A 21,782-nucleotide genomic window follows, 5' to 3' on the forward strand; every position below is an offset into this window, starting at 1 on the left:
AAAGTGTTTTTCCAGGGATAGAATAATGGACAGGGACTATGTTGTTGAGCGTTATCGGACCCGTGACGGCAAAGTGCCGTTTGAGGAGTGGATAACCAGGATGCGTAGAAAGGATCCGGAGACCGTTTTACGGATCCTTATGCGTATTAACCGTGCAATAAAGCATAATTTTGGTGATTACAAATACCTTAGAGAAGGTGTTTGGGAGATGCGAATTGATAGTGGTCCCGGTTACAGGATCTATTTTGCCGTAGAGCATCAGAGGGTCTTGTTGTTACTCATCGGTGGTGACAAGAAGAGTCAAAAACAAGATGTTAAACAGGCGGTAGATTTCTTGAAAGATCATCTATCTAAAGGAAAAACAGATGAGCACTTCTAAACGACACTATTCAAGTTCTGTTAACCATCACGATGCGGTTGTAAAAATGCTTCGTGAGAATCCTTCCTATGCTCAACTTTACCTGCAAATAGCACTGGAAGAAATTTATGAGGATCAGGGGATCCCTGCCTATCTCATTGCACTCCGCCAGGTCATCGAATCCCGCGGCGGTATAGGTGAAATTGCTGCCAAAGCAGGTCTTTCCCGTCAGCAGCTATACCGAACCTTGTCTGATAATGGCAATCCAACGTTGACTACGCTAATGAAAGTCACGCGTGCTGCCGGTGTAAAACTGTTCGACAGCACGGTCAAATAACCCTATTTCAGCCCGGTTTTTTTCTGCATCGCGGCCATCACACCGGCTTTATCTGCCAGGTAGTGATTCAAGCCATTGGCACGCAGGTTACAGGCGGCGCACTGGCCACATCCGTCGCCCTTAATGCCGTTGTAGCAGGTCAGGGTTTCGCTGCGAACCAGATCCAGCTTGCCCCAGTAGTCCGCCAGTGCCCAGGTTTCCGCTTTATCAAGCCACATTAGCGGCGTTTCAAAGCGCGTCTCCTTGGCCATCCCCAGATTTACCGCATGATTAAGCGCTTTTACAAACTCGTCGCGGCAGTCCGGGTAACCGGAGAAGTCGGTTTCGCAAACGCCGGTGATCACCGCTTCGGCTTGCACCTGGTAGGCGTAAATGGCCGTCAGGGTCAGAAAAAGAATATTACGGCCCGGCACAAAGGTATTGGGAATACCGCTGGCGTCAGGTGTGTAATCAGGAACAGGAATACTGTCGCGGGTGAGGCTGCTGACGGCCAGTTCGTTTAACAGTGTGACGTCCAGCACCTTATGCGCGCGTGCGCCCAGTTTCAACGCCAGTTCGCGGGCAACGTCGATTTCAGCGCGATGGCGCTGGCCATAATCGAAAGTGACACAATGCACTTCATCGTACTGGTGAAGCGCCTGAACCAGGCAGGTAGTGGAATCTTGTCCTCCGCTGAACACGACGACGGCACGTTTCATAAATCATCTCGACAGTTACGGTAAAAACATTATGTTACCGTCTGACTTCGGCGACGACCAGCTTCTTCACGACCGGGGGGCTGGAAGCCAGGCTTCAGTGAAATCAAACCAGCCACGGGTATTCAGTCGTATTCCGTTTACCCCCGGTGGCGCGCTAATTTGATACTGGTAGTTAAACAGCGGCGTCAGCACCGCATTATCCATCAGCCGGGTAAAGATGGCCCTCAGGCCAGCGTGTCTTGCCTGCTCATCGGCCTGAGTCTGTACGGCATCCAGCGTGGCTTGCAGATGCGCAACTTGCGGCGCGCTTAGCAGATGCGGCCAGAGGGTATCGCACCGAAGCCACTGTTCAAGTGTGTACTCCGGCGCTTCGCCAATCAGCCTGTCTCCCATCATCATGTCCGCATCGGCAAGCTGCGGACACCCGTCCCACGTCTTCGCATCGTGAAAGATAACGGTCAGTTCGCAGCCCTGCTGCGCAAGGTACTGTTTTAGCTGGTTTGCCATGGTGTGTAACTCAACGGGCAAATGGTAGACGAGGGTTAACGCTGCCGGTAAAAGAACGTGCGTTAAATCCGGCCACCGGGGAATAGGCATGCCTGGAAGCAGCTCTTCTGTTGGGGTAATCAACCCTTCGTTCAGCGGGAGCGTATGCAGCAGCGTTGAGAGATGGATGATATTAATTAGCCGTCTAGCCTGCAGTTCACTCATCCGGTCGCTCTGTTTCAGGGTGAGATAACAGAAGCCCAGGCTGGTGCTGTTACTTACCAGCCGCAGGCTCTCCAGTTCATCAGGCTCGCCAATGGCAATCTGCACCGGATGACGACAGCTGGTCCCCAGTCCGTAATCGAATAGCGTCGGCGTGATCCAGTATTCAATCGCCTTGATCAGCGGGTGGCTAAGATGGTACTGCTCGTGGCTTTCCAGACGCACCAGCTCGGAATCAAACACGCTCAGCCTGAAAGGGCCGCTGCCCGTCATGGGCTGATCAGGGTGGGCCAGACGGCTACAGTAGGTCGCCAGACGATGGGGCAACCAGTAGTCCGGTTGATGCAGGGTAAACGTCAGGCATTGCGGGTGAGTGACCTCCATATCTAATACGCTCTGGAACAGTTTGCGCAGGGCTGGCAGCATAAGCAGGGCCTTCAGGCTCCGCTGCAACTGCGCTGTCTCAATTTTGTCGCCATTATGCCAGTGCAGGGTCGAGCGGATATAAAAATGCCAGCGCAGGCCGCCATCCGTGACTTCCCAGTGATGGGCAAGATCGCCTGTTGGTTCGCTGCTGTTACCGTTAAAGCGCGTCAGCCCGGAGAAAACCTGGCCTGCCAGGTGCTGCTCCGCCCGGCCGGGTAAAAAGCCAGGCTGTAGGGCATCCAGCGAGCGGTAATAGGGAATGCGCAGCGTCGGCGTATCGTTTTGCCACTGTCCGCCCAAAAAGGGATGCAGCAACTCCCGCAACTCTTCCGGCGCAAGCTGGGCCAGCTCCAGGGCGTTATGCTGCTGCCCATGCTTCAGCGCTTCTTCCATCATTGTATTGCGCAGTGATTCCGGGCTGACATAAAACCTGAGCTCGCCGCGCTTGCCGCGACCAGACTGCGCATGCCAGTTCAGCCAGCCAGCCTCCTGCGCCTGACGCAGCAGGGTGCGAACATGCCGCTCGCTGCAAAAACAGCGGCTGGCGAGCTCCGCAATGGTGACCTGCTGCGGTGCCCCTTCGGAGGGCTGCCACAGGCGCTGATACTGTTTGAGGCGGTTGAGCTGGCGCATAATAAACCCGGAACAATAATTCTCATCTATTCACTATTACTTCCGTATATCTCACGCAATACTGATGCACAAGTTAATCGCATCACATTTCGGGAGTTATGATGGCTCGGCTCGCTGCATTTGATATGGACGGCACGTTGTTAATGCCGGATCACCGTTTAGGGGAGAAAACCCTGAACACCCTTAAGCGCCTGCGTGAGCGTGATGTAACCCTGACGTTTGCCACTGGCCGTCATGTGCTGGAGATGCGCCATCTGCTGGGCGCATTTTCCCTGGATGCATTTCTGATTACCGGCAACGGAACACGAATTCATTCGGTCGAAGGGGAGGTGCTGCACCGTCAGGATCTCAACCCGGAAGTGGCGGATATCGTGCTGCACAGTACCTGGGATACCCAGGCCAGCGTTCATGTCTTTAACGATAACGGCTGGTTTACCGGGCGTGAAATCCCTCAACTTCTCCATGCGCATGTCTACAGCGGTTTTCGTTATCAGCTGATGGATCTGCGCCGCATACCTGCCCACGCGGTGACCAAGATCTGTTTTTGTGGCGATCACGACGATCTCTGCCGCTTACGTATTCAGTTGAATGAGGCGTTAGGCGACCGGGCCCATCTGACCTTTTCGGCGGTGGATTGTCTGGAAGTGTTGCCGGTGGGGTGTAACAAAGGTTCTGCCCTGGCGGTCCTGAGCGACCACCTGGGCTTGACGCTGCAGGAGTGTATGGCGTTTGGTGACGCCATGAACGACCGCGAGATGCTGGGCAGCGTCGGGCGCGGTTTGATTATGGGGAATGCTATGCCGCAGCTGATCTCTGCGCTTCCTCATCTGCCGGTTATCGGACACTGCCGTAATGAAGCGGTGTCCCATTTTTTAACACATTGGCTGGACAACAACACCCTCCCATATTCCCCCGAATAGTGAGACCCTTCCAGCAAGCCAGACTTCGGTCTGGCTTTTTTTTATTTCACCAGCTGTGCAATTTGCGCTTGCCACGGCGCAATATCGCCGATGTTTGCCTGCACCCACTCCGCGTTGTAATAGGTTTCCAGGTAGCGCTCCCCGCTGTCGCACAGCAGCGTGACGATAGAGCCCGTGCGGCCCTCTTCACGCATGCGTGCTGCCAGCTGCAGCGCGCCCCACATATTGGTACCGGTAGAGGCACCCACCTTGCGGCCCAGCTGCGTCTCCAGCCAGTGCGCCGTCGCGACGCTGGCGGCATCCGGTACGCGGAGCATTTCATCCACCACATCAGGAATGAACGACGGCTCAACACGCGGGCGGCCAATCCCTTCAATTTTACTGCCCACCGGACTGCGCAGGTCGGCATTGCGGCTTTGCCAGTAGTCGAGGAATACCGAGTTTTGCGGATCAACCACCATCAGTTGCGTATCGTAGCCCTGACAGCGGATATAGCGGCCAATGGTGGCCGAGGTTCCGCCCGTACCGGCGCTCATGACGATATATGACGGAACCGGATGAGGCTCATGAGTCATCTGGCGGAAAATACTGTCCGCTATATTGTTATTGCCACGCCAGTCGGTTGCACGCTCGGCGAAGGTGAACTGATCCATATAGTGGCCGTTCAGCTCACGGGCCAGCATTTCCGAGGCGGCGTAAATTTCGCAGGCGCTTTCTACAAAGTGGCAGCGTCCGCCATAAAATTCGATCTGTTCGATTTTGCGTTTCGCGGTGCAGGAGGGCATGACGGCGATAAACGGCAGGCCCAGCAGGCGGGCGAAATAGGCTTCGGAGACGGCGGTTGAACCGGATGACGATTCAATAATTGTCGTGCCTTCTTTAATCCAGCCGTTACACAAGCCATACAGGAACAGCGAACGCGCCAGACGATGCTTCAGGCTCCCCGTAGGATGGGTGCTTTCATCTTTCAGATACAGCTGAATCCCCGCAAACCCCGGCAGGGCGAGGCGGATTAAATGGGTGTCGGCCGAGCGCTGGTAGTCGGCATTGATTTCGCTGATGGCATGTTTAACCCAATTGCTATTCATCGTAATTATCCGTTTGTCATTTTGTGCCCAGCATAGCGAAAAGCACAGAAAAAATTGTTGCTATCTGGCCTTTAAAATAGAATGAAGGGAGAAAAATTTTCTCTGTGAGGTGGGTATGCTAGATAAAATTGACCGCAAGCTGCTTTCATTGCTGCAAAGTGACTGCACCCTCTCTTTGCAGGCGCTGGCAGATGCCGTTAATCTGACCACCACACCGTGCTGGAAGCGCCTCAAGAAGCTGGAAGATGACGGCATTCTGCTGGGGCGTGTCGCGTTATTAGATCCCGAAAAACTGGGGCTGGGCCTGACGGCCTTTGTCCTGATAAAAACGCAGCATCACAGCAGCGAATGGTATTGCCGCTTCGTAAACCAGGTCTCTGACATGCCGGAGGTCCTCGGCTTCTGGCGTATGGCCGGGGAGTACGATTATCTGATGCGTGTCCAGGTGGCAGACATGAAGCGCTATGATGATTTCTACAAGCGGCTGGTGAATAGCGTACCGGGCTTGTCGGACGTCACCTCAAGCTTCGCCATGGAACAGATTAAATACACCACAGCGTTACCCATTGAATAACTCCATAAAATACCTTCAGGAACAAACCGCGTGCGATTATTTGCCCAACTAAGCTGGTACTTTCGTCGGGAGTGGCAGCGCTACCTCGGCGCAGTTCTCCTGCTTATCATCATTGCCATTTTGCAGCTGATCCCGCCGAAGGTGGTGGGCTACGTCGTGGATGGCGTTACGGAACAGCATTACACCACCGCACGGGTGTTGATGTGGGTTGGCACGCTGGTGCTGACGGCCGTCATCGTCTATTTGCTGCGTTACGTCTGGCGCGTGCTGCTGTTTGGCGCGTCCTATCAGCTGGCCGTTGAGCTGCGCGAGGATTTTTACCGTCAGCTGAGTCGCCAGCACCCCGAGTTTTACCTGCGCCATCGCACCGGGGATCTCATCGCCCGCGCCACCAACGACGTCGATCGCGTGGTGTTCGCAGCCGGGGAAGGGGTGTTAACGCTGGTGGATTCGCTGGTGATGGGCTGCGCGGTTCTGATTGTGATGTCCACTCAGATCAGCTGGCAACTTACCCTGCTGGCATTGCTGCCGATGCCGCTGATGGCGCTGGCGATCAACCGTTATGGCGAACAACTGCACGAACGTTTCAAGCTGGCGCAGGCGGCGTTTTCGTCACTAAACGATCGCACGCAGGAGAGTATGACCAGCATCCGCATGATCAAAGCCTTTGGTCTGGAGGATCGGCAATCTGCCCTGTTTGCGGCCGATGCCGCAGACACCGGCGCAAAAAACATGCGTGTTGCGCGTATTGATGCGCGCTTTGATCCGACCATCTATATCGCTATTGGCATGGCCAACCTGTTGGCCGTCGGTGGCGGGAGCTGGATGGTGGTGCAGGGCACCTTGACCCTGGGGCAGTTAACCAGTTTTGCCATGTACCTGGGGCTGATGATTTGGCCGATGCTGGCGCTGGCCTGGATGTTTAACATCGTGGAGCGCGGCAGTGCCGCCTATAGCCGCATTCGCGACATGTTGTCTGAAGCGCCAGTGGTCAACGACGGTACCGAACCGGTACCGGAAGGGCGTGGGGTGATGAACGTCAACATCCGTACGTTTGTTTATCCGCAGACGGAACATCCGGTGCTGGAAAACGTCAGCTTTACGCTGCAACCGGGGCAAATGCTCGGGATCTGTGGCCCGACGGGATCCGGCAAAAGTACCGTTCTTTCGCTGCTCCAGCGTCACTTTGATGTCACGCAGGGGGATATTCGTTTCCACAATCTTCCCCTCACGACACTGCAACTTGACGACTGGCGTCGCCGACTGGCCGTGGTCAGCCAGACGCCGTTTCTCTTTTCTGACACCGTGGCGAACAACATAGCCCTTGGCTGTCCATCGGCCACGCAGGAAGAGATTGAGCATGTGGCGCGCTTAGCCAGCGTACATGACGATATTTTGCGTCTGCCTCAGGGGTATGAAACGGAGGTGGGTGAACGTGGCGTTATGCTCTCTGGCGGGCAAAAACAGCGAATTTCCATTGCCCGTGCGCTGCTGCTCAATGCTGAAATCCTGATCCTGGATGATGCGCTTTCTGCTGTGGATGGTCGAACCGAGCACCAGATCCTGCATAACCTTCGCCAGTGGAGCGACGGACGGACGGTGATCATCAGTGCCCACCGTTTGTCAGCGCTGACGGAAGCCAGTGAAATTCTGGTGTTGCAGCACGGGCACATTGCCCAGCGCGGGCAGCATGACCAGCTTGCGGAGCAACCGGGCTGGTATCGCGATATGTATCGCTATCAGCAGCTTGAAGCGGCACTCGACGATGCCCCGGAACAGGAAGAGGAGGACGCTAATGCGTAAATCAAAAACGCAGTGGCCGACGCTAAAACGCCTGCTGGCCTACGGTTCGCCATGGCGAAAACCCCTTGCTCTTGCCGTCGTGCTGCTGTGGATTGCGGCGATTGCAGAAGTGAGCGGTCCGCTGCTCATCAGTTATTTCATCGACAATATGGTTGCGAAAAGCTATTTGCCGCTGGGGCTGGTGGCGGGGTTAGGCGTGGCCTATGTGGGGCTACAGCTGGCAGCGGCTGGCCTGCACTATGCGCAGTCGCTACTCTTTAACCGGGCGGCGGTGGGTGTGGTTCAGAAGCTGCGTACCGACGTTATGGATGCTGCGCTGCGCCAGCCGCTGAGCGAGTTTGATATCCAGCCGGTCGGGCAGGTGATTTCGCGGGTGACCAACGATACCGAGGTGATCCGCGATCTGTACGTGACGGTCGTGGCGACCGTGCTGCGCAGTGCCGCGCTGATTGGCGCCATGCTGGTGGCGATGTTCAGCCTTGACTGGCGTATGGCGCTGGTGGCGATCGCGATTTTCCCGGCAGTGCTGATTGTGATGGTGATCTATCAGCGCTACAGCACGCCCATTGTACGTCGGGTGCGGACCTACCTGGCCGATATTAACGATGGCTTCAACGAAGTGATCAACGGCATGAGCGTCATCCAGCAGTTCCGCCAGCAGGCTCGCTTTGGCGAACGCATGGGCGAAGCCAGCCGTTCGCACTATATGGCGCGTATGCAGACGCTGCGCCTTGATGGTTTCCTGCTGCGTCCGCTGCTGAGCCTCTTCTCGGCGCTGGTGCTTTGTGGCCTGCTGATGCTCTTTGGCCTGAGTCCGGGCGGAACGATTGAAGTGGGGGTTCTGTATGCTTTTATCAGCTATCTGGGACGCCTGAACGAGCCGCTGATTGAACTCACAACCCAACAATCCATGTTGCAGCAGGCAGTGGTTGCCGGCGAGCGCGTCTTTGAACTGATGGACAGACCGCGTCAGACCTATGGTGAGGATACAGCACCGCTGCAAAGCGGGGCGATTACGTTTGACCATGTCTCGTTTGCCTACCGTGAAGACAGGCTGGTGTTGCAGGACATCAATCTTGATGTGCCGTCGCGCGGCTTTGTGGCGCTGGTGGGGCATACCGGCAGCGGCAAGAGTACGCTTGCCAGCCTGTTGATGGGCTACTACCCGTTAACGAAAGGCGAAATTCGTCTGGATGGACGTCCGCTGGCGTCGCTCAGCCACAGCGTATTGCGTAAAGGCGTAGCGATGGTGCAGCAAGACCCGGTCGTGCTGGCCGATACCTTTTACGCCAACGTGACCCTGGGGCGTGATTATACCGAGGAGCAGGTCTGGGCAGTGCTGGAAAAAGTGCAGCTCGCTGAGCTGGCACGCGGATTCAGCGACGGAATCAACACCCGGCTGGGCGAGCAGGGGAATAATCTTTCTGTCGGGCAAAAACAGCTTCTGGCGCTGGCGCGTGTGCTGATTGAAACGCCACAGGTGCTGATTCTGGATGAAGCGACGGCCAGCATCGACTCCGGTACTGAACAGGCTATCCAGCAGGCACTGGCCGCCGTGCGCGATCACACGACGCTGGTGGTTATCGCGCACCGTCTTTCAACGATTGTCGACGCAGATACCATTCTGGTGCTGCATCGCGGGCAGGCCGTTGAACGCGGTACGCACCGGGCGCTCCTGGAGGCGAAAGGCCGCTACTGGCAGATGTATCAGCTGCAACTGGCGGGTGAAGAGCTGGCGGCCAGCGTCCGGGAGGAAGAGTCGCTTAGCGCCTGATGCACCAAAAACAGGCAACGTGCTAACAGTCACCGCTGTTGGTGCAAAACCGAAACGCGCCATGCACTGCCATGGTGCGTTTTTTTTCACCTGTTGACCATGAATGGTCTTTTAACGCGCATTGCACCGCTTTTCCCTTCCGTTTTCATTTCTGGCACACCCCTTGCAATGTCTCCTGCGTGTTAGCTGCGGCCATTACCGAATTCTGACTGGAGGGGATCTATGAAGCTGGTTACGGTGGTAATCAAACCATTCAAACTCGAAGACGTGCGTGAAGCGTTGTCTTCAATGGGTATTCAGGGACTGACTGTCACCGAAGTGAAAGGCTTCGGTCGTCAGAAGGGTCATGCCGAGCTTTATCGCGGGGCGGAATACAGCGTTAATTTCCTGCCAAAAGTAAAAATTGATGTCGCGATTGCTGATGACCAGCTTGATGAAGTCATCGATGTGATCAGCAAAGCGGCCTATACCGGCAAAATTGGCGACGGCAAAATTTTCGTTGCCGAACTGCAGCGCGTCATTCGCATCCGTACCGGCGAATCTGACGAAGCGGCACTGTAAGTAACTCCTGGCACACAGTGATAGGGATCGAGAAAATGAAGATAGCAACAATCAAAACGGGTCTGGGTTCGCTGGCACTGCTGCCGGGCCTGGCAATGGCTGCTCCTGCGGTGGCAGACAAAGCCGATAACGCCTTTATGATGATCAGCACCGCGCTGGTGCTGTTCATGTCTATTCCGGGCATCGCGCTGTTTTACGGCGGCCTGATCCGTGGCAAAAACGTTCTCTCCATGCTGACGCAGGTTGCCGTGACGTTCGCGCTGGTTTGCGTGCTGTGGGTGGTCTACGGCTACTCTCTGGCCTTCGGTGAAGGTAACGCCTTCTTCGGCAACTTCAACTGGGCCATGTTGAAAAATATTGAACTGACCGCGGTGATGGGCAGTTTCTATCAGTACATCCACGTTGCGTTCCAGGGATCGTTCGCCTGTATCACCGTGGGGCTGATTGTGGGTGCGCTGGCTGAGCGTATTCGCTTCTCTGCCGTTCTGATCTTTGTGGTGGTCTGGCTGACGCTCTCCTATGTGCCGATTGCACACATGGTCTGGGGTGGCGGTCTGCTGGCGTCGCACGGCGCGCTGGATTTCGCAGGCGGCACCGTTGTTCACATCAACGCCGCGGTAGCGGGTCTGGTGGGTGCATACCTGATTGGCAAACGCGTGGGCTTTGGCAAAGAAGCGTTCAAACCACACAACCTGCCGATGGTCTTTACCGGTACAGCAATCCTCTATTTTGGCTGGTTCGGCTTCAACGCCGGCTCTGCGAGCGCTGCTAACGAAATCGCTGCGCTGGCCTTCGTGAATACCGTGGTGGCCACGGCGGGTGCAATCCTCTCATGGGTGTTTGGTGAGTGGGCGGTTCGCGGTAAACCTTCTCTGCTGGGCGCGTGCTCGGGTGCCATTGCCGGTCTGGTGGGGATCACCCCAGCATGTGGTTACGTCGGTGTCGGTGGTGCGCTGCTTGTCGGTCTGGTGTCAGGTCTGGCGGGTCTGTGGGGTGTGACAGCGCTGAAACGTCTTCTGCGCGTGGATGACCCTTGCGATGTCTTTGGCGTGCACGGCGTGTGCGGTATCGTCGGATGTATCATGACCGGTATCTTCGCCGCGAAATCGCTGGGCGGAGTGGGTTACGCTGAGGGCGTTGACATGGTTCACCAGGTGCTGGTACAGCTGGAAAGTATCGCCATTACCGTTGTGTGGTCTGCTGTGGTGGCCTTCATTGGCTACAAACTGGCGGACATGACTGTGGGTCTGCGCGTACCGGAAGAGCAGGAGCGTGAAGGTCTCGACGTCAACAGCCACGGCGAGAATGCGTATAACGCATAATAAACAGCAAAACGGCAATCTCGATTGCCGTTTTTAGTGTTTATTCCCTCTCCCCGTGGGAGAGGGCCAGGGTGAGGGCATCAGGCCGCACAAGGCAAAAGCAAAACGGCAATCCCTGATTGCCGTTTTTAGTGTTTATTCCCTCTCCCCGTGGGAGAGGGCCAGGGTGAGGGCATCATCACCCGCGATTACGCATCACCCCTTCCTGCACCGTAGAGGCGACCAGCACGCCGTCCTGCGTATAAAACTCTCCACGTACAAACCCGCGAGCGCTGGACGCCGAGGTGCTTTCCACGCTGTAGAGCAGCCAGTCATTCATGTTAAATGGACGATGGAACCACATCGAGTGATCGATCGTCGCAACCTGCATCCCTTTTTCAAGGAACCCCACGCCGTGCGGCTGCAGTGCAACCGGCAGGAAGTTAAAATCTGACGCATAGCCCAGCAGATACTGATGAACGCGGAAATCCTCTGGTACGGTGCCGTTGGCGCGGATCCAGACCTGGCGTTTTGGCTCGGCCGTATGGCCTTTCATCGGGTTATGGAATTCGACCGGGCGGATCTCCAGAGGTTTATCACAAAGGAACTTCTCTTTGACCTGCGGTGGCAGCAAGTGGGCCAGCGCGCGGGCGATATCGGTCTCCGATTTGAGATCGTCCGGCGACGGTGCCGCTGGCATAGCTTTCTGGTGCTCATAACCCGGTTCCGGTGCCTGGAAAGAGGCGGTCATGTAAAAGATGGGCTTGCCATTCTGAATGGCTGCCACGCGGCGCGCGCTAAAGCTGTTGCCGTCACGCAGCACTTCCACGTCGTACACAATGGGTTTTGCGCTATCGCCAGGACGCAGAAAATAGCTGTGAAAGGAGTGCACCAGACGGTCTGCCGGGACGGTCTCCTTGGCAGCGTACAGTGCCTGTCCGACGACCTGCCCGCCGAAGACCTGACGCAAGCCCAAATCTTCGCTCTGTCCGCGAAAGAGTCCTTCCTCAATTTTTTCCAGATTCAGTAATGTCAGCAGATTGTTCAGTGCCTGACTCATAGTTGTCCTCAATAAACGCCGTGGCGAAAGATAGGCAGAGTATAACGCAGAAATGAAAGTGGTCCGACGGGTAGAATTATCTGAATATCAGGGAGAATTTAGGCATTAATCAGTGATCTGTGCCACACTTGAATACGATATGTGTTTGAAACGACATCGGATGGGATCGATCCCGCTGGTGCATTGATGATAAGGAGACTTCAATGAAACTCGTGCCCATGCTAAGTGGTGTAGCTATTGCGGTGGCGTTGTCCGCCTGTGCAGGTAAGAGCGCCCAGGTGCCGGTGCCAGCAGCAGATCCAAATGGGATTAATACACTCTCACAGCAATCCATTCAGCAACCTAATGTTTCCGGTACTATCTGGATCAAACAGCGAGTCGCTTTACCACCGGATGCGGTATTAACGGTCACGCTGTCTGATGCTTCTCTGGCCGACGCGCCGTCGAAAGTAGTGGCCCAGCGTGCTGTACGTACCGAAGGTAAGCAGGCACCGTTTAGCTTCGTGCTGCCGTATAACCCGGCAGACGTACAGCCGAACGCCCGTATCCTTCTGAGCGCTGCGGTAACCATCAACGGTAAGCTGGTGTTTATTACCGATACGGTTCAGGAAGCCATTAACAACGGTGGGACGAAAATCGACCTGAACCTGGTGCCGGTGCAGCAAACCGAAGTGCCGATTGCACCACAGACGAACCAACCGTCTGTACCTACCCCACCGACTCAGCTGTAATGTGTTCCCCTCTCCTTCGGGGGAGGGGGTCAATACACCCAGCGATACTTCTGCAAATCAATCTGCCCTGACCCGGACACCTGTATCCCTTCTGAAAGTAATGCCTGTCTCTGGCGCTGCAAATCCGGCCCGGTGAGCGAGATGGCACCATGACGATTCACAACCCGATGCCAGGGTAATGTACTGCCTTCAGGGAGTCGTTTTAGCACGCCACCCACCTGACGCGCCGCGCGGGGGGAGCCGGCAAGACGTGCGACGTCACCATAGGTTGTCACGTAGCCTTCCGGAATGGAGGCCACAATTTGCCACACTCGCTGTGGAAAGGAGTCGTGTTCGTCCATCAGTACACCTGTGGGGATGAGTGAAGTGCCATGTTAAACGAAGATTGCGCCGATTGCTGTGCCTGTTTGCGCAAGAAACCACCATCCGGTTGCTGGCAGCTTGCAATTGACCGTTAGCACAGGGATAATGCGCCAGCGCGTTGGGTAACAACGCTCACAATGGGGGCTCTGTTGGTTCTCCCGCAACGCTACTCTGTTCACCAGGTCAGGTCCGGAAGGAAGCAGCCAGGGCAGACGACGTGTGTGCCGGGATGTAGCTGGCAGGGCCCCCACCCATTTGTGCTTCTGGCAACATCTCCCCGTTTTTTTACTTCCTTCCGGCATGGCTATTCCACAGAATTAACAAGGTTTTAATTCGTGGTGTAATATATATTTCATCGCGCTGAAATATTACTGTCATAAACCTGTAATAATAGACTGTCATTTTATTTCTGGGCGTCTTTTTTCTGTCATAAGTTAAAAATATATATCTGGATTACATTGTTAACATCGTGTATTAAATAAAGCACTTATTCCGAAGGGAAGTGACAATCATGGCTACTGCGGTATTAAACGTTAAGATTGACGAAGCGCTAAAAGAAAGACTTCGCCACTATGCGGAAGTGAATAACGAAAACTTAAGCGTGACCACAGAGAAGTTGCTGCTGCTGGCATTTGAAGCCGCAGACGAGGTGGGAGTATCGGAAGAGGATATTGATAATCAGCATACGGAAGAAGAGAGTGTAACGCCTTTTACTCCTAAAGAAATCAAAGCTCTACGTAAACTTCTGAAGAAGAGAAAATGAAACAACAACTATCGACCGCCAGTGACTACAAAGAAGCCTGCGATCTGTTGCGTTCAGGCTACGTGAAGCATGTCCGTCTTGGCTGGAATGTAGGAAGTGATGAGTTCTTTCGTATTGCGTCTGACTGGTGTGATACCGGCGCAAAAATAAAGAAAGACGGTGAAAGTTTTGTTATTTCACTGAAAGGTTTTCCTATTCCTCCTCAGCACTGATTCCTGAATGGTGAAAACTGCTGACTGCCGTATGACAGTCAGCAGTTTTTATTTTATGATCCACTTCAAACTTTTATATTAAACAAGACTGCGTTTTACCGACGGTGCGGTTTTATTTAATGCGAGCCAAACCGGTTTGATTCGTAGCAACGCCTGCTCAAGCTCTGTCGACTCGAGCGAGAAGGGCACGCGTAAGTAGCGGTCAAACGCACCCGATAACCCAAAGCGTGTGCCGGTTCCAAGATTAATCCCCAACATCTCTGCACGTGCGGCGAGTTGTGTCGCCAGCATGCCCGGCAGCTCGATCCAGTAGGATAGCCCGCCTTCCGCCTCCTGAAACCGCCACTGGGGAAAATGTTCGCGCAGCAGTTCACCGCAGCGGTCGCGTCGCTCCTTCAGTATTTTCCGGCGCGCAGGCAGAAATGTCTCGCTATTGTTAATAAGCCACAGCGTGGCCAGCTGTTCCAGCAGCGGCGAGCCTAAATCCAGCGTATCCCGCGTCTGGGCAAGTGTGGCAATGGTGCGCGACGAGGCGCGGATCCAGCCGAGGCGCAGCCCACCCCAGAAACTTTTTCCCGCCGAACCCAGGGTGATCACCGTAGCCTGCGAATTAAACGACGCCAGCGGCGGCGGGGGCGGTGCTTCAAACCAGAGATCGACCATCGTTTCATCGACCACCAGCGTGGTACGGGTGCGAGCGGCAATGTCGGTTATTGCCTGACGGGTGGCGATATCCATGCATCGCCCTGTTGGATTGTGAAAATCCGGCATCAGGTACGCCAGGCGCGGTGCTGTCTGCGCAAGTGTGGCGGCAAAGCCATCCGTATCCCAGCCGCTTTCCGGCAGCGACACGCCCACCGGCCGACACGATGCCCCCTGGATGGCTGCAATCGCCAGCGGATAGGTGGGATGATCGACCACGACGCGATCGCCCGGGCCGGCCATCATCCGCAGTACCAGCGCAAAACCGCTGACGGCACCATTGACCACCATCACTTCGTCTGCGCGGGTCGGCAGCCCGCGTGCGGTATAGCGAGCGGCAATGGCGTCGCGCAGAGCCGCCAGGCCGAGCTGATCGTAACCGGTCAGCGTAAGATGCTGGGTGATTGCGGTGAGCGCCCAGGTGTAAGCCTGGTGGATCTCTGGCCCGGCATTCAGGGCGGCAGTGGAGAGATCCAGCGCTGCGCTTGCCGCTGAAAGCGTCGGTATGGCACGGGTATCGGGCAGGATCACGCGTGAACCGCTGCCGTGGCGGCTCTCCAGATACCCTTCCTCTCGCAGATGGGCCAGCGCGCTGCTGATGGTCGTCCGGCTTACATCTAACGCCGTGGCCAGTTCACGTTCACCGGGCAGGCGCGTGCTCAACGCCAGCCTGCCGTCTAGGATCAGCAGGCGCAACGCGTCGGCCAGCTGTCGCCAGAGTGGGGTTCGGGACGGGGTTTGTTGCCAGTGGCCCAAAAGGCGAACCAGCGACTGACTTCCGAAACGGCGTGATGACATATGCAGTCCACTATTTGAAAACTGGACATTAATCATAGTGCCATTTTCGAACAAGATGAAAGCCTGGTTCACTGGAGAAGCTAAAATGGTACGTCGTCTGCTGCAACTGTACGTTGGTTTAGGCCTGTACGGGCTTTCAACCGCGATGTTTATTCGTTCGGATCTGGGGGTTGACCCATGGGATGTGTTTCACCTTGGGGTGGGATTACAACTGGGGATGACCATCGGTACGGTGATTATTTTGACCGGTGCCGCGGTGCTGCTGCTCTGGATCCCGCTGCGTCAGATGCCTGGGCTGGGAACGCTCAGTAACGTAGTCTGTATTGGCCTGGCGGCGGATGCCTCGATGGCCCTTATCCCCGAGCTGGATCTTCTCCCCATTCGGATTGCTCTGCTGGTTGGGGGCATTGTGCTGAACGCGATAGCAACCGGTATGTATATCGGTGCCGGGTTCGGGGCGGGCCCACGCGATGGACTGATGACCGGCATTCACGCCCGGCTGGGGTGGTCAATCCGCAGCGTTCGAACCTCAATTGAAGTGAGTGTTCTGCTGATTGGCTGCGTCCTTGGCGGAACGTTTGGCGTCGGGACGGTACTGTATGCCCTGACCATCGGCCCGCTTATCCAGCTCTGTTTGCCGTGGTTCCGTCAGAAGCCGCGTACGGATAACGTTCCTCAGCCAGAGCGGGTTGTTTAATTTTGCGAAGCGCTCACAGGTATTAATGGCCGCGCTGTGCCACAATAGACGGCTCTGTTAACACCAGGCCGGAACGCATGAAAGCCATTACCCTCTATGATGTTGCCCTCCTTGCGGGGGTGTCTTATCAAACCGTTTCCCGTGTGATTAACGACGCGGAGCATGTTTCTGCCCGGACACGGGAAAAGGTGCAGCAGGCCATGGCGGAGCTGCACTATGTTCCTAACCGTGGCGCGCAGCAGCTGGCGGGCAAGCGCATCCGTACGCTGGGACTGATCACTACCGATCTGGCGCTGCACGCGCCTTCGCAAATTGTCTCTGCGGTCAAATCCCGGGCGGTAGAAAAGGGGGCGAGCGTACTGATCTCAATGGTGGAACATCCGCAACAGTGCCAGGCCGCGCTTCAGGAGCTGCTGGCGCAGCGCGTGGAAGCCCTGCTGGTGAACGTGCCGCTTGACGATCCCCATGCCGAACAACTCAAGGCACTGGCGTCGCCCGTGCCGGTGCTGTTTCTGGATGTCTCTCCGTCGGCAGCGGTCAACAGCCTGGTGTTTAATGCTGAACAGGGCGCTCGTCTGGGCGTTGAACATTTGCTGTCGCTCGGGCATCAGCGTATTGCATTGCTGAGCGGGCCGGAAAGCTCTGTTTCCGCTCGTGCCCGTCTGGCGGCATGGAAAGCCGCGCTGGCGGAAGCTGGCCTTGAGGCGGCGGCGGTGGCCTACGGCGACTGGAGCGCAGCCTGCGGTTATGAGAAGGGGCATGCGCTGTTGTCTGCTGCAACGTTACCGGATGCCATTCTGGTGGCTAACGATCAAATGGCGCTGGGGGTGATGCGGGCCTGCGCGGAAAAAGGGGTGACGATCCCGGGCCAGATATCGATAGTGGGGTTTGACGATACCGCCGACAGCGCCTGGTTTTCACCTCCGCTTACCACCATCCGTCAGGCATTTCGCGAGGCAGGTGAACAAAGTGTGGAGTGGCTGCTGGCTCCCGCCCGCCATGAAGCCTGCTGGCAGGTTCAGTTGCCCGTCACGTTGATTAGCCGACAATCCAGTGCTCGTCGCACCCCGCAGCAGGCCGATCGTGAGGATCTTGCGCAGCAGCTCAGAAGCCTGGCCCTGCTGGCAGAGCAACTTGCTCGCCAGTAACACTTTTGTGATCTGACTCGCTACACGGCGATCCCACGCTTTACCGCGGCAGTTTGCCAGGGCATGTTGAGTAAAATTGTGAGCGCTTCTCAAAGAGGAAAACATGTCCAATACTGTCTCGCTGACTCTCAGCGCACTTCTGGCCCGTCGGGACTGGGAAAATCCCGGCGTCACCCAGTGGAACCGGCTGGCGGCGCATGCGCCATTTCATAGCTGGCGTAATGAACACGCCGCCAGAGAGGACGCGGCATCCATCAGCCGACGTTCCCTGAATGGGGAGTGGCGATTTAGCTTCTTTTCTGCACCTGAGCAGGTTCCGCAGGCATGGACAGGCGAAGATTGCCCGGATGCCGTTGCGATGCCGGTGCCGTCAAACTGGCAGATGCAGGGGTTTGATACACCTGTTTACACCAACGTCACCTATCCCATTCCCGTCAATCCGCCCTTTGTTCCGGCAGAGAATCCGGTCGGTTGTTACTCGCTCACATTTGAGGTGGAGGACGCGTGGCTCGAGGGCGGGCAAACCCGCATTATCTTTGATGGCGTGAACTCGGCGTTTCATCTCTGGTGCAACGGTCAGTGGGTGGGGTATTCCCAGGACAGCCGTCTGCCGGCCGAATTCGATCTCTCGGGCGTATTGCGTGCTGGCCAGAACCGCCTGGCCGTGATGGTTTTGCGCTGGTGCGACGGAAGCTATCTGGAAGATCAGGACATGTGGCGCATGAGCGGGATTATCCGCGATGTGTCGCTGCTGCATAAGCCGGAGACGTACATCGCGGATTATCAGGTGGTCACCGACCTCAATGCGGAGCTGGATCGCGCCGTGCTGAAGGTTGATGTCGCCCTGGCGGGCGCTCACTTTGCGGAGTGCGAGGTGGCAATAACGCTCTGGCGCAACGGTGAACGCTGTGCCAGCGCCACCCGGCAGCCAGGCTCGGCCATTGTGGATGAACGCGGCAACTGGGCCGAGCGGTTGACGGTGGCGATCCCGGTTGCGTCACCCGCCTTATGGAGTGCTGAGACCCCAGCGCTTTATCGGCTGACGATCGCGCTGCTGGACCCGCAGGGTGAGGTGCTGGAGATTGAAGCCTGTGATGTGGGCTTCCGCCGCGTTGAAATCAGCAATGGCCTGCTGAAGCTCAACGGCAAGCCACTGCTCATCCGCGGGGTCAACCGGCATGAACATCACCCGGAAAACGGCCAGGTGATGGACGAAGCGACGATGCGTCGCGATATCGAAATCATGAAGCAGCACAACTTCAACGCCGTGCGCTGCTCGCACTACCCGAACCATCCTCTGTGGTACCGGCTTTGCGATCGCTATGGCCTGTATGTGGTTGACGAGGCCAATATCGAAACCCACGGCATGGTGCCGATGAGTCGTCTCGCTGACGATCCCCGCTGGCTGCCCGCCATGAGCGAGCGCGTGACCCGCATGGTGCAACGCGATCGTAATCATCCGTCCATTATCATCTGGTCGCTGGGCAATGAGTCTGGTCATGGTGCAAACCACGACGCGCTGTATCGCTGGCTAAAAACCGCCGATCCGACGCGCCCGGTTCAATATGAAGGCGGTGGGGCGAACACGGCGGCGACCGATATCATTTGTCCGATGTATGCCCGTGTTGATCAGGATCAGCCGTTCCCGGCGGTGCCGAAATGGTCCATTAAAAAATGGATCGGGATGCCGGATGAAACCCGACCGCTGATCCTCTGCGAATACGCCCACGCAATGGGCAACAGCTTTGGTGGCTTCGCCAGATACTGGCAGGCGTTTCGTAGCCATCCGCGTCTGCAGGGAGGATTTGTCTGGGACTGGGTCGACCAGGCGCTGACGAAGAAAGATGAAAATGGCACCCCATTCTGGGCCTACGGCGGCGATTTTGGTGATACACCCAATGACCGACAGTTCTGCCTTAACGGGCTGGTATTCCCCGATCGCACGCCGCACCCGGCACTGTATGAGGCTCAGCGTGCGCAGCAGTTCTTTACCTTTACGCGGGTAAGCACTTCTCCGCTGGTGGTGGACGTGCAAAGCGATTACCTGTTCCGTCATACGGATAACGAGCTGCTCAGATGGTCGGTGACCCGTGACGGAACGGTGCTGGCTAAGGGGGAGGTTACGCTCTCCATCGCGCCTCAGGAGACTCAGCGTCTGGACATCTCGCTGCCCGCGCTGACGGCGGAGCCGGGCGAGGTCTGGCTGAATGTAGAGGTGTACCAGCTGAAGGCGACGCCGTGGTCACCGGAAAACCATCGCTGCGCGTGGGATCAATGGCCACTCCCGGCACCGTTGTTTATCGCCCCGCCCGCACCGGTGGGTGTGCCGCCGGTACTGACGCAAACCGATGAGATGCTGACCCTGACGCACCAGCAGCAGCGATGGATAGTTGACCGTACCTCAGGACACCTGACGCAGTGGCTGAACAATGGCGTTGAAACGCTGCTCTCGCCGCTGACGGATAACTTTACCCGCGCGCCGCTGGACAATGATATCGGGGTCAGCGAGGCCACGCGTATCGATCCAAATGCATGGGTGGAGCGCTGGAAGGCGGCGGGGATGTACGACATCACCCCGCGGTTGCTGCGTTGTGAAGGAGAGCAGCATGCCCGCGAGGCGGTAGTCACGACGTTGCATGCCTGGGAACATCTCGGCAAAGCGCTGTTCCTGAGCCGTAAAGTCTGGCGGGTGGACGATCAGGGTGTGCTGCACGGTGAGGTTGAGGTAGAGGTTGCGTCTGATATTCCGGAGCCTGCGCGTATTGGCCTGAGCATGCATCTTGCCCGGCCGCCGGAAGCCGTTCACTGGCTGGGGCTGGGGCCGCATGAAAACTACCCGGACAGAAAGCTGGCAGCACAGCAGGGGCGCTGGACGTTGCCGCTGCAGGCAATGCATACGCCGTACATCTTCCCGACGGAAAACGGCTTGCGGTGCGATACCCGTGAACTGGTGCTGGGGACGCATCAGTTGAACGGGCAGTTCCATTTCTCTGTGAGCCGCTACAGCCAGCAACAGCTGCGTGAGACAACCCATCACCATCTGCTGCGTGACGAGCCGGGGTATTGGCTCAATCTTGATGCGTTCCATATGGGCGTGGGTGGAGATGACTCCTGGAGCCCCAGCGTCTCGCCGGAATTCATCCTGCAAAATCGTCAGCTTCGCTATCGCTTTAGCTGGCGTCAGAACCTCAACTGACCTTCGGTGGCGGCCACGCGTTGGCCGCCTGGTTCAGGCCAGGATACCGCCTAACCCGTGCAGGATCATGTAACCCCCCACCAGGATAATCAGTGCCGCAGAGAACCACGGTGCTTTGCGAGAAAACTCGCTGAACCCCGGCCAGCGTTTTGTGGCATGTTTAAGGCTTAACGCGGCAATCGCGCCCGATGCCACCAGAGTTAACGCCAGACCAATACTGAAGCTAAATACCAGCGTGGCGCCCAGGGCAAAGTGCTTGAGCTGCAGACAGATCAGCAGGACGGTGATTGACGCCGGGCAGGGGATCAACCCGCCGGTCAGCCCAAACATCGCAATTTGCCCGGTGGTGACGTTTTGTCCGTTAAAACGACGATTGATATCCTGCGCATGGGCGCGCTGGTGGGCGTCTTGCCACTCCTCTGCAACCAGTTGATGTTCATGGTGGTGATGATCATGATGGTGGTCATGGTCATGGTCATGGTCATGGTCATGGTCATGGTCATGGTGGTGATGATGATCGTGCGGCTGATTCTCCTTCCAGGTACGCCACGCCATCCACAGCGCGATCAAAACGATCAATACCCCAGAGATAAGCTGGAACCAGGGTTCAGAGGTTTGCGCATCCCAGCCGCGACCAAACCATAATCCCGCCATGGCAATGATCCAGACCACCGCGGTATGGGAAAGCGTGGCCGCCAGCCCCAACAATACCGCCTGTTTCAGCGTGCCACGGATCGCCACAATAAAGGCTGCCATCATTGTTTTAGAGTGGCCCGGCTCAAGACCATGCAGGGCACCGAGCAGGATCGCGCTGGGAATGAATAGCCATGCGTTGCCCTGTTGCAGAAGAGAAGCAAAATCGTTCATTACAAAATCCGCTCTGGAAAAGGTGCGCAGATAGTACTCCCCCCCAGTAGTTGAATACTACCCC

General features: G+C 56.5%; 21 protein-coding genes and 1 other RNA gene. 15 read left to right on the forward strand and 7 right to left on the reverse strand.

All coding sequences use genetic code 11. The features are described 5' to 3' along the window. The first annotated feature begins 25 nt into the window (after positions 1-25). Both ACMWKA_RS17290 and ACMWKA_RS17295 read left to right on the forward strand, forming a co-directional pair. On the forward strand, positions 26-379 hold the full coding sequence (locus ACMWKA_RS17290; protein WP_020686128.1) for a type II toxin-antitoxin system RelE/ParE family toxin: 354 nt from the start codon (positions 26-28) through the stop codon (positions 377-379). Then, complete coding sequence (locus ACMWKA_RS17295; RefSeq protein ID WP_013095863.1) at positions 366-695, forward strand: addiction module antidote protein; 330 nt, start codon at positions 366-368, stop codon at positions 693-695. Before ACMWKA_RS17290 ends, ACMWKA_RS17295 begins: the two co-directional genes overlap by 14 nt. 2 nt (positions 696-697) lie before the next feature. On the opposite strand, the gene queC is transcribed toward ACMWKA_RS17295, so the two are convergent. Beyond that, a complete protein-coding gene (gene queC, locus ACMWKA_RS17300; RefSeq protein WP_023621392.1) occupies positions 698-1,393 on the reverse strand; it encodes a 7-cyano-7-deazaguanine synthase QueC in 696 nt (231 codons plus the stop codon). Positions 1,394-1,459: 66 nt separating this feature from the next. After that, positions 1,460-3,160, reverse strand: coding sequence for an SgrR family transcriptional regulator (locus ACMWKA_RS17305; RefSeq protein WP_414760454.1), 1,701 nt, complete (start codon positions 3,158-3,160; stop codon positions 1,460-1,462). A gap of 101 nt (positions 3,161-3,261) precedes the next feature. Here ACMWKA_RS17305 and cof point away from each other — a divergent pair, with 101 nt between their 5' ends. Then, positions 3,262-4,080 carry an HMP-PP phosphatase gene (gene cof / locus ACMWKA_RS17310; protein ID WP_038418803.1) on the forward strand — a complete coding sequence of 273 codons (819 nt, stop codon included), beginning with the start codon at positions 3,262-3,264 and terminating at the stop codon, positions 4,078-4,080. A gap of 41 nt (positions 4,081-4,121) precedes the next feature. Here cof and ACMWKA_RS17315 read toward each other — a convergent pair whose 3' ends face one another. Further along, a complete protein-coding gene (locus ACMWKA_RS17315; RefSeq protein WP_013095867.1) occupies positions 4,122-5,168 on the reverse strand; it encodes a PLP-dependent cysteine synthase family protein in 1,047 nt (348 codons plus the stop codon). Between the two features lie 115 nt (positions 5,169-5,283). Between ACMWKA_RS17315 and ACMWKA_RS17320 the strand changes: the two genes are divergently transcribed. From ACMWKA_RS17320 to amtB, 5 genes are all read left to right on the forward strand, one after another. Beyond that, the gene (locus ACMWKA_RS17320; protein WP_020686133.1) at positions 5,284-5,742 is read left to right on the forward strand and encodes an Lrp/AsnC family transcriptional regulator; all 459 of its coding nucleotides are present in this window, start codon (positions 5,284-5,286) and stop codon (positions 5,740-5,742) included. A 30-nt stretch (positions 5,743-5,772) separates the two neighbouring features. Then, a complete protein-coding gene (locus ACMWKA_RS17325; protein ID WP_414760455.1) occupies positions 5,773-7,545 on the forward strand; it encodes a SmdA family multidrug ABC transporter permease/ATP-binding protein in 1,773 nt (590 codons plus the stop codon). Further along, complete coding sequence (locus ACMWKA_RS17330) at positions 7,538-9,319, forward strand: SmdB family multidrug efflux ABC transporter permease/ATP-binding protein (protein WP_013095870.1); 1,782 nt, start codon at positions 7,538-7,540, stop codon at positions 9,317-9,319. The genes ACMWKA_RS17325 and ACMWKA_RS17330 overlap by 8 nt, the downstream gene beginning before the upstream one ends. Before the next feature lie 222 nt (positions 9,320-9,541). Continuing rightward, on the forward strand, positions 9,542-9,880 hold the full coding sequence (gene glnK, locus ACMWKA_RS17335) for a P-II family nitrogen regulator (protein WP_008503304.1): 339 nt from the start codon (positions 9,542-9,544) through the stop codon (positions 9,878-9,880). 35 nt (positions 9,881-9,915) lie between these two features. Further along, positions 9,916-11,202, forward strand: coding sequence for an ammonium transporter AmtB (gene amtB, locus ACMWKA_RS17340; protein WP_013095872.1), 1,287 nt, complete (start codon positions 9,916-9,918; stop codon positions 11,200-11,202). Positions 11,203-11,380: 178 nt separating this feature from the next. Here amtB and tesB read toward each other — a convergent pair whose 3' ends face one another. Beyond that, a complete protein-coding gene (gene tesB, locus ACMWKA_RS17345; RefSeq protein WP_020686136.1) occupies positions 11,381-12,241 on the reverse strand; it encodes an acyl-CoA thioesterase II in 861 nt (286 codons plus the stop codon). Positions 12,242-12,444: 203 nt separating this feature from the next. Here tesB and ACMWKA_RS17350 point away from each other — a divergent pair, with 203 nt between their 5' ends. Further along, positions 12,445-12,972, forward strand: coding sequence for a YbaY family lipoprotein (locus ACMWKA_RS17350; protein WP_013095874.1), 528 nt, complete (start codon positions 12,445-12,447; stop codon positions 12,970-12,972). A gap of 29 nt (positions 12,973-13,001) precedes the next feature. On the opposite strand, the gene ACMWKA_RS17355 is transcribed toward ACMWKA_RS17350, so the two are convergent. Then, complete coding sequence (locus tag ACMWKA_RS17355) at positions 13,002-13,313, reverse strand: MGMT family protein (RefSeq protein ID WP_023620099.1); 312 nt, start codon at positions 13,311-13,313, stop codon at positions 13,002-13,004. 169 nt (positions 13,314-13,482) lie between these two features. On the opposite strand from ACMWKA_RS17355, the gene ffs reads away from it, so the two are divergent. The 3 genes from ffs (at position 13,483) to ACMWKA_RS17370 (ending at position 14,310) form a co-directional block, all read left to right on the forward strand. Next, an RNA gene (gene ffs, locus ACMWKA_RS17360) (signal recognition particle sRNA small type) lies at positions 13,483-13,579 on the forward strand. A 267-nt stretch (positions 13,580-13,846) separates the two neighbouring features. Then, positions 13,847-14,098, forward strand: coding sequence for a hypothetical protein (locus tag ACMWKA_RS17365; RefSeq protein WP_020686138.1), 252 nt, complete (start codon positions 13,847-13,849; stop codon positions 14,096-14,098). Then, complete coding sequence (locus ACMWKA_RS17370) at positions 14,095-14,310, forward strand: hypothetical protein (RefSeq protein WP_013095877.1); 216 nt, start codon at positions 14,095-14,097, stop codon at positions 14,308-14,310. Before ACMWKA_RS17365 ends, ACMWKA_RS17370 begins: the two co-directional genes overlap by 4 nt. Before the next feature lie 78 nt (positions 14,311-14,388). On the opposite strand, the gene ACMWKA_RS17375 is transcribed toward ACMWKA_RS17370, so the two are convergent. Further along, the gene (locus tag ACMWKA_RS17375) at positions 14,389-15,810 is read right to left on the reverse strand and encodes a PLP-dependent aminotransferase family protein (RefSeq protein WP_246949841.1); all 1,422 of its coding nucleotides are present in this window, start codon (positions 15,808-15,810) and stop codon (positions 14,389-14,391) included. Between the two features lie 85 nt (positions 15,811-15,895). On the opposite strand from ACMWKA_RS17375, the gene ACMWKA_RS17380 reads away from it, so the two are divergent. The 3 genes from ACMWKA_RS17380 (at position 15,896) to ACMWKA_RS17390 (ending at position 20,851) form a co-directional block, all read left to right on the forward strand. Then, positions 15,896-16,507 carry a YczE/YyaS/YitT family protein gene (locus ACMWKA_RS17380; RefSeq protein WP_013095879.1) on the forward strand — a complete coding sequence of 204 codons (612 nt, stop codon included), beginning with the start codon at positions 15,896-15,898 and terminating at the stop codon, positions 16,505-16,507. 77 nt (positions 16,508-16,584) lie between these two features. Beyond that, positions 16,585-17,655: a LacI family DNA-binding transcriptional regulator gene (locus tag ACMWKA_RS17385; RefSeq protein ID WP_161656982.1), complete on the forward strand. Its 1,071-nt coding sequence runs from the start codon at positions 16,585-16,587 to the stop codon at positions 17,653-17,655. A gap of 103 nt (positions 17,656-17,758) precedes the next feature. Further along, entirely contained in the window at positions 17,759-20,851 is a 3,093-nt protein-coding gene (locus ACMWKA_RS17390) for a beta-galactosidase (protein ID WP_414760456.1), read from the forward strand. Between the two features lie 33 nt (positions 20,852-20,884). Here ACMWKA_RS17390 and ACMWKA_RS17395 read toward each other — a convergent pair whose 3' ends face one another. Next, positions 20,885-21,718: a nickel/cobalt efflux protein RcnA gene (locus tag ACMWKA_RS17395; protein WP_095454704.1), complete on the reverse strand. Its 834-nt coding sequence runs from the start codon at positions 21,716-21,718 to the stop codon at positions 20,885-20,887. Between the last annotated feature and the right edge of the window lie 64 nt (positions 21,719-21,782).

It is taken from the genome of Enterobacter sp. 03-F-07-AD-ECC, assembly GCF_047530935.1.
GTDB classification, from domain to species: Bacteria; Pseudomonadota; Gammaproteobacteria; order Enterobacterales; family Enterobacteriaceae; genus Enterobacter; species Enterobacter cloacae.

What these genes read in the sequence shown, in the direction of transcription:
- queC (WP_023621392.1), bottom strand. Translation starts at nt 1,393, where the DNA reads ATGAAACGTGCCGTCGTCGTGTTCAGCGGAGGACAAGATTCCACTACC.
- ACMWKA_RS17395 (WP_095454704.1), bottom strand. Translation starts at nt 21,718, where the DNA reads ATGAACGATTTTGCTTCTCTTCTGCAACAGGGCAACGCATGGCTATTC.
- ACMWKA_RS17370 (WP_013095877.1), top strand. Translation starts at nt 14,095, where the DNA reads ATGAAACAACAACTATCGACCGCCAGTGACTACAAAGAAGCCTGCGAT.
- amtB (WP_013095872.1), top strand. Translation starts at nt 9,916, where the DNA reads ATGAAGATAGCAACAATCAAAACGGGTCTGGGTTCGCTGGCACTGCTG.
- ACMWKA_RS17375 (WP_246949841.1), bottom strand. Translation starts at nt 15,810, where the DNA reads ATGTCATCACGCCGTTTCGGAAGTCAGTCGCTGGTTCGCCTTTTGGGC.
- ACMWKA_RS17350 (WP_013095874.1), top strand. Translation starts at nt 12,445, where the DNA reads ATGAAACTCGTGCCCATGCTAAGTGGTGTAGCTATTGCGGTGGCGTTG.
- ACMWKA_RS17320 (WP_020686133.1), top strand. Translation starts at nt 5,284, where the DNA reads ATGCTAGATAAAATTGACCGCAAGCTGCTTTCATTGCTGCAAAGTGAC.
- ACMWKA_RS17305 (WP_414760454.1), bottom strand. Translation starts at nt 3,160, where the DNA reads ATGCGCCAGCTCAACCGCCTCAAACAGTATCAGCGCCTGTGGCAGCCC.
- ACMWKA_RS17330 (WP_013095870.1), top strand. Translation starts at nt 7,538, where the DNA reads ATGCGTAAATCAAAAACGCAGTGGCCGACGCTAAAACGCCTGCTGGCC.
- ACMWKA_RS17355 (WP_023620099.1), bottom strand. Translation starts at nt 13,313, where the DNA reads ATGGACGAACACGACTCCTTTCCACAGCGAGTGTGGCAAATTGTGGCC.
- ACMWKA_RS17315 (WP_013095867.1), bottom strand. Translation starts at nt 5,168, where the DNA reads ATGAATAGCAATTGGGTTAAACATGCCATCAGCGAAATCAATGCCGAC.
- ACMWKA_RS17385 (WP_161656982.1), top strand. Translation starts at nt 16,585, where the DNA reads ATGAAAGCCATTACCCTCTATGATGTTGCCCTCCTTGCGGGGGTGTCT.
- cof (WP_038418803.1), top strand. Translation starts at nt 3,262, where the DNA reads ATGGCTCGGCTCGCTGCATTTGATATGGACGGCACGTTGTTAATGCCG.
- ACMWKA_RS17365 (WP_020686138.1), top strand. Translation starts at nt 13,847, where the DNA reads ATGGCTACTGCGGTATTAAACGTTAAGATTGACGAAGCGCTAAAAGAA.
- tesB (WP_020686136.1), bottom strand. Translation starts at nt 12,241, where the DNA reads ATGAGTCAGGCACTGAACAATCTGCTGACATTACTGAATCTGGAAAAA.
- glnK (WP_008503304.1), top strand. Translation starts at nt 9,542, where the DNA reads ATGAAGCTGGTTACGGTGGTAATCAAACCATTCAAACTCGAAGACGTG.
- ACMWKA_RS17290 (WP_020686128.1), top strand. Translation starts at nt 26, where the DNA reads ATGGACAGGGACTATGTTGTTGAGCGTTATCGGACCCGTGACGGCAAA.
- ACMWKA_RS17380 (WP_013095879.1), top strand. Translation starts at nt 15,896, where the DNA reads ATGGTACGTCGTCTGCTGCAACTGTACGTTGGTTTAGGCCTGTACGGG.
- ACMWKA_RS17390 (WP_414760456.1), top strand. Translation starts at nt 17,759, where the DNA reads ATGTCCAATACTGTCTCGCTGACTCTCAGCGCACTTCTGGCCCGTCGG.
- ACMWKA_RS17295 (WP_013095863.1), top strand. Translation starts at nt 366, where the DNA reads ATGAGCACTTCTAAACGACACTATTCAAGTTCTGTTAACCATCACGAT.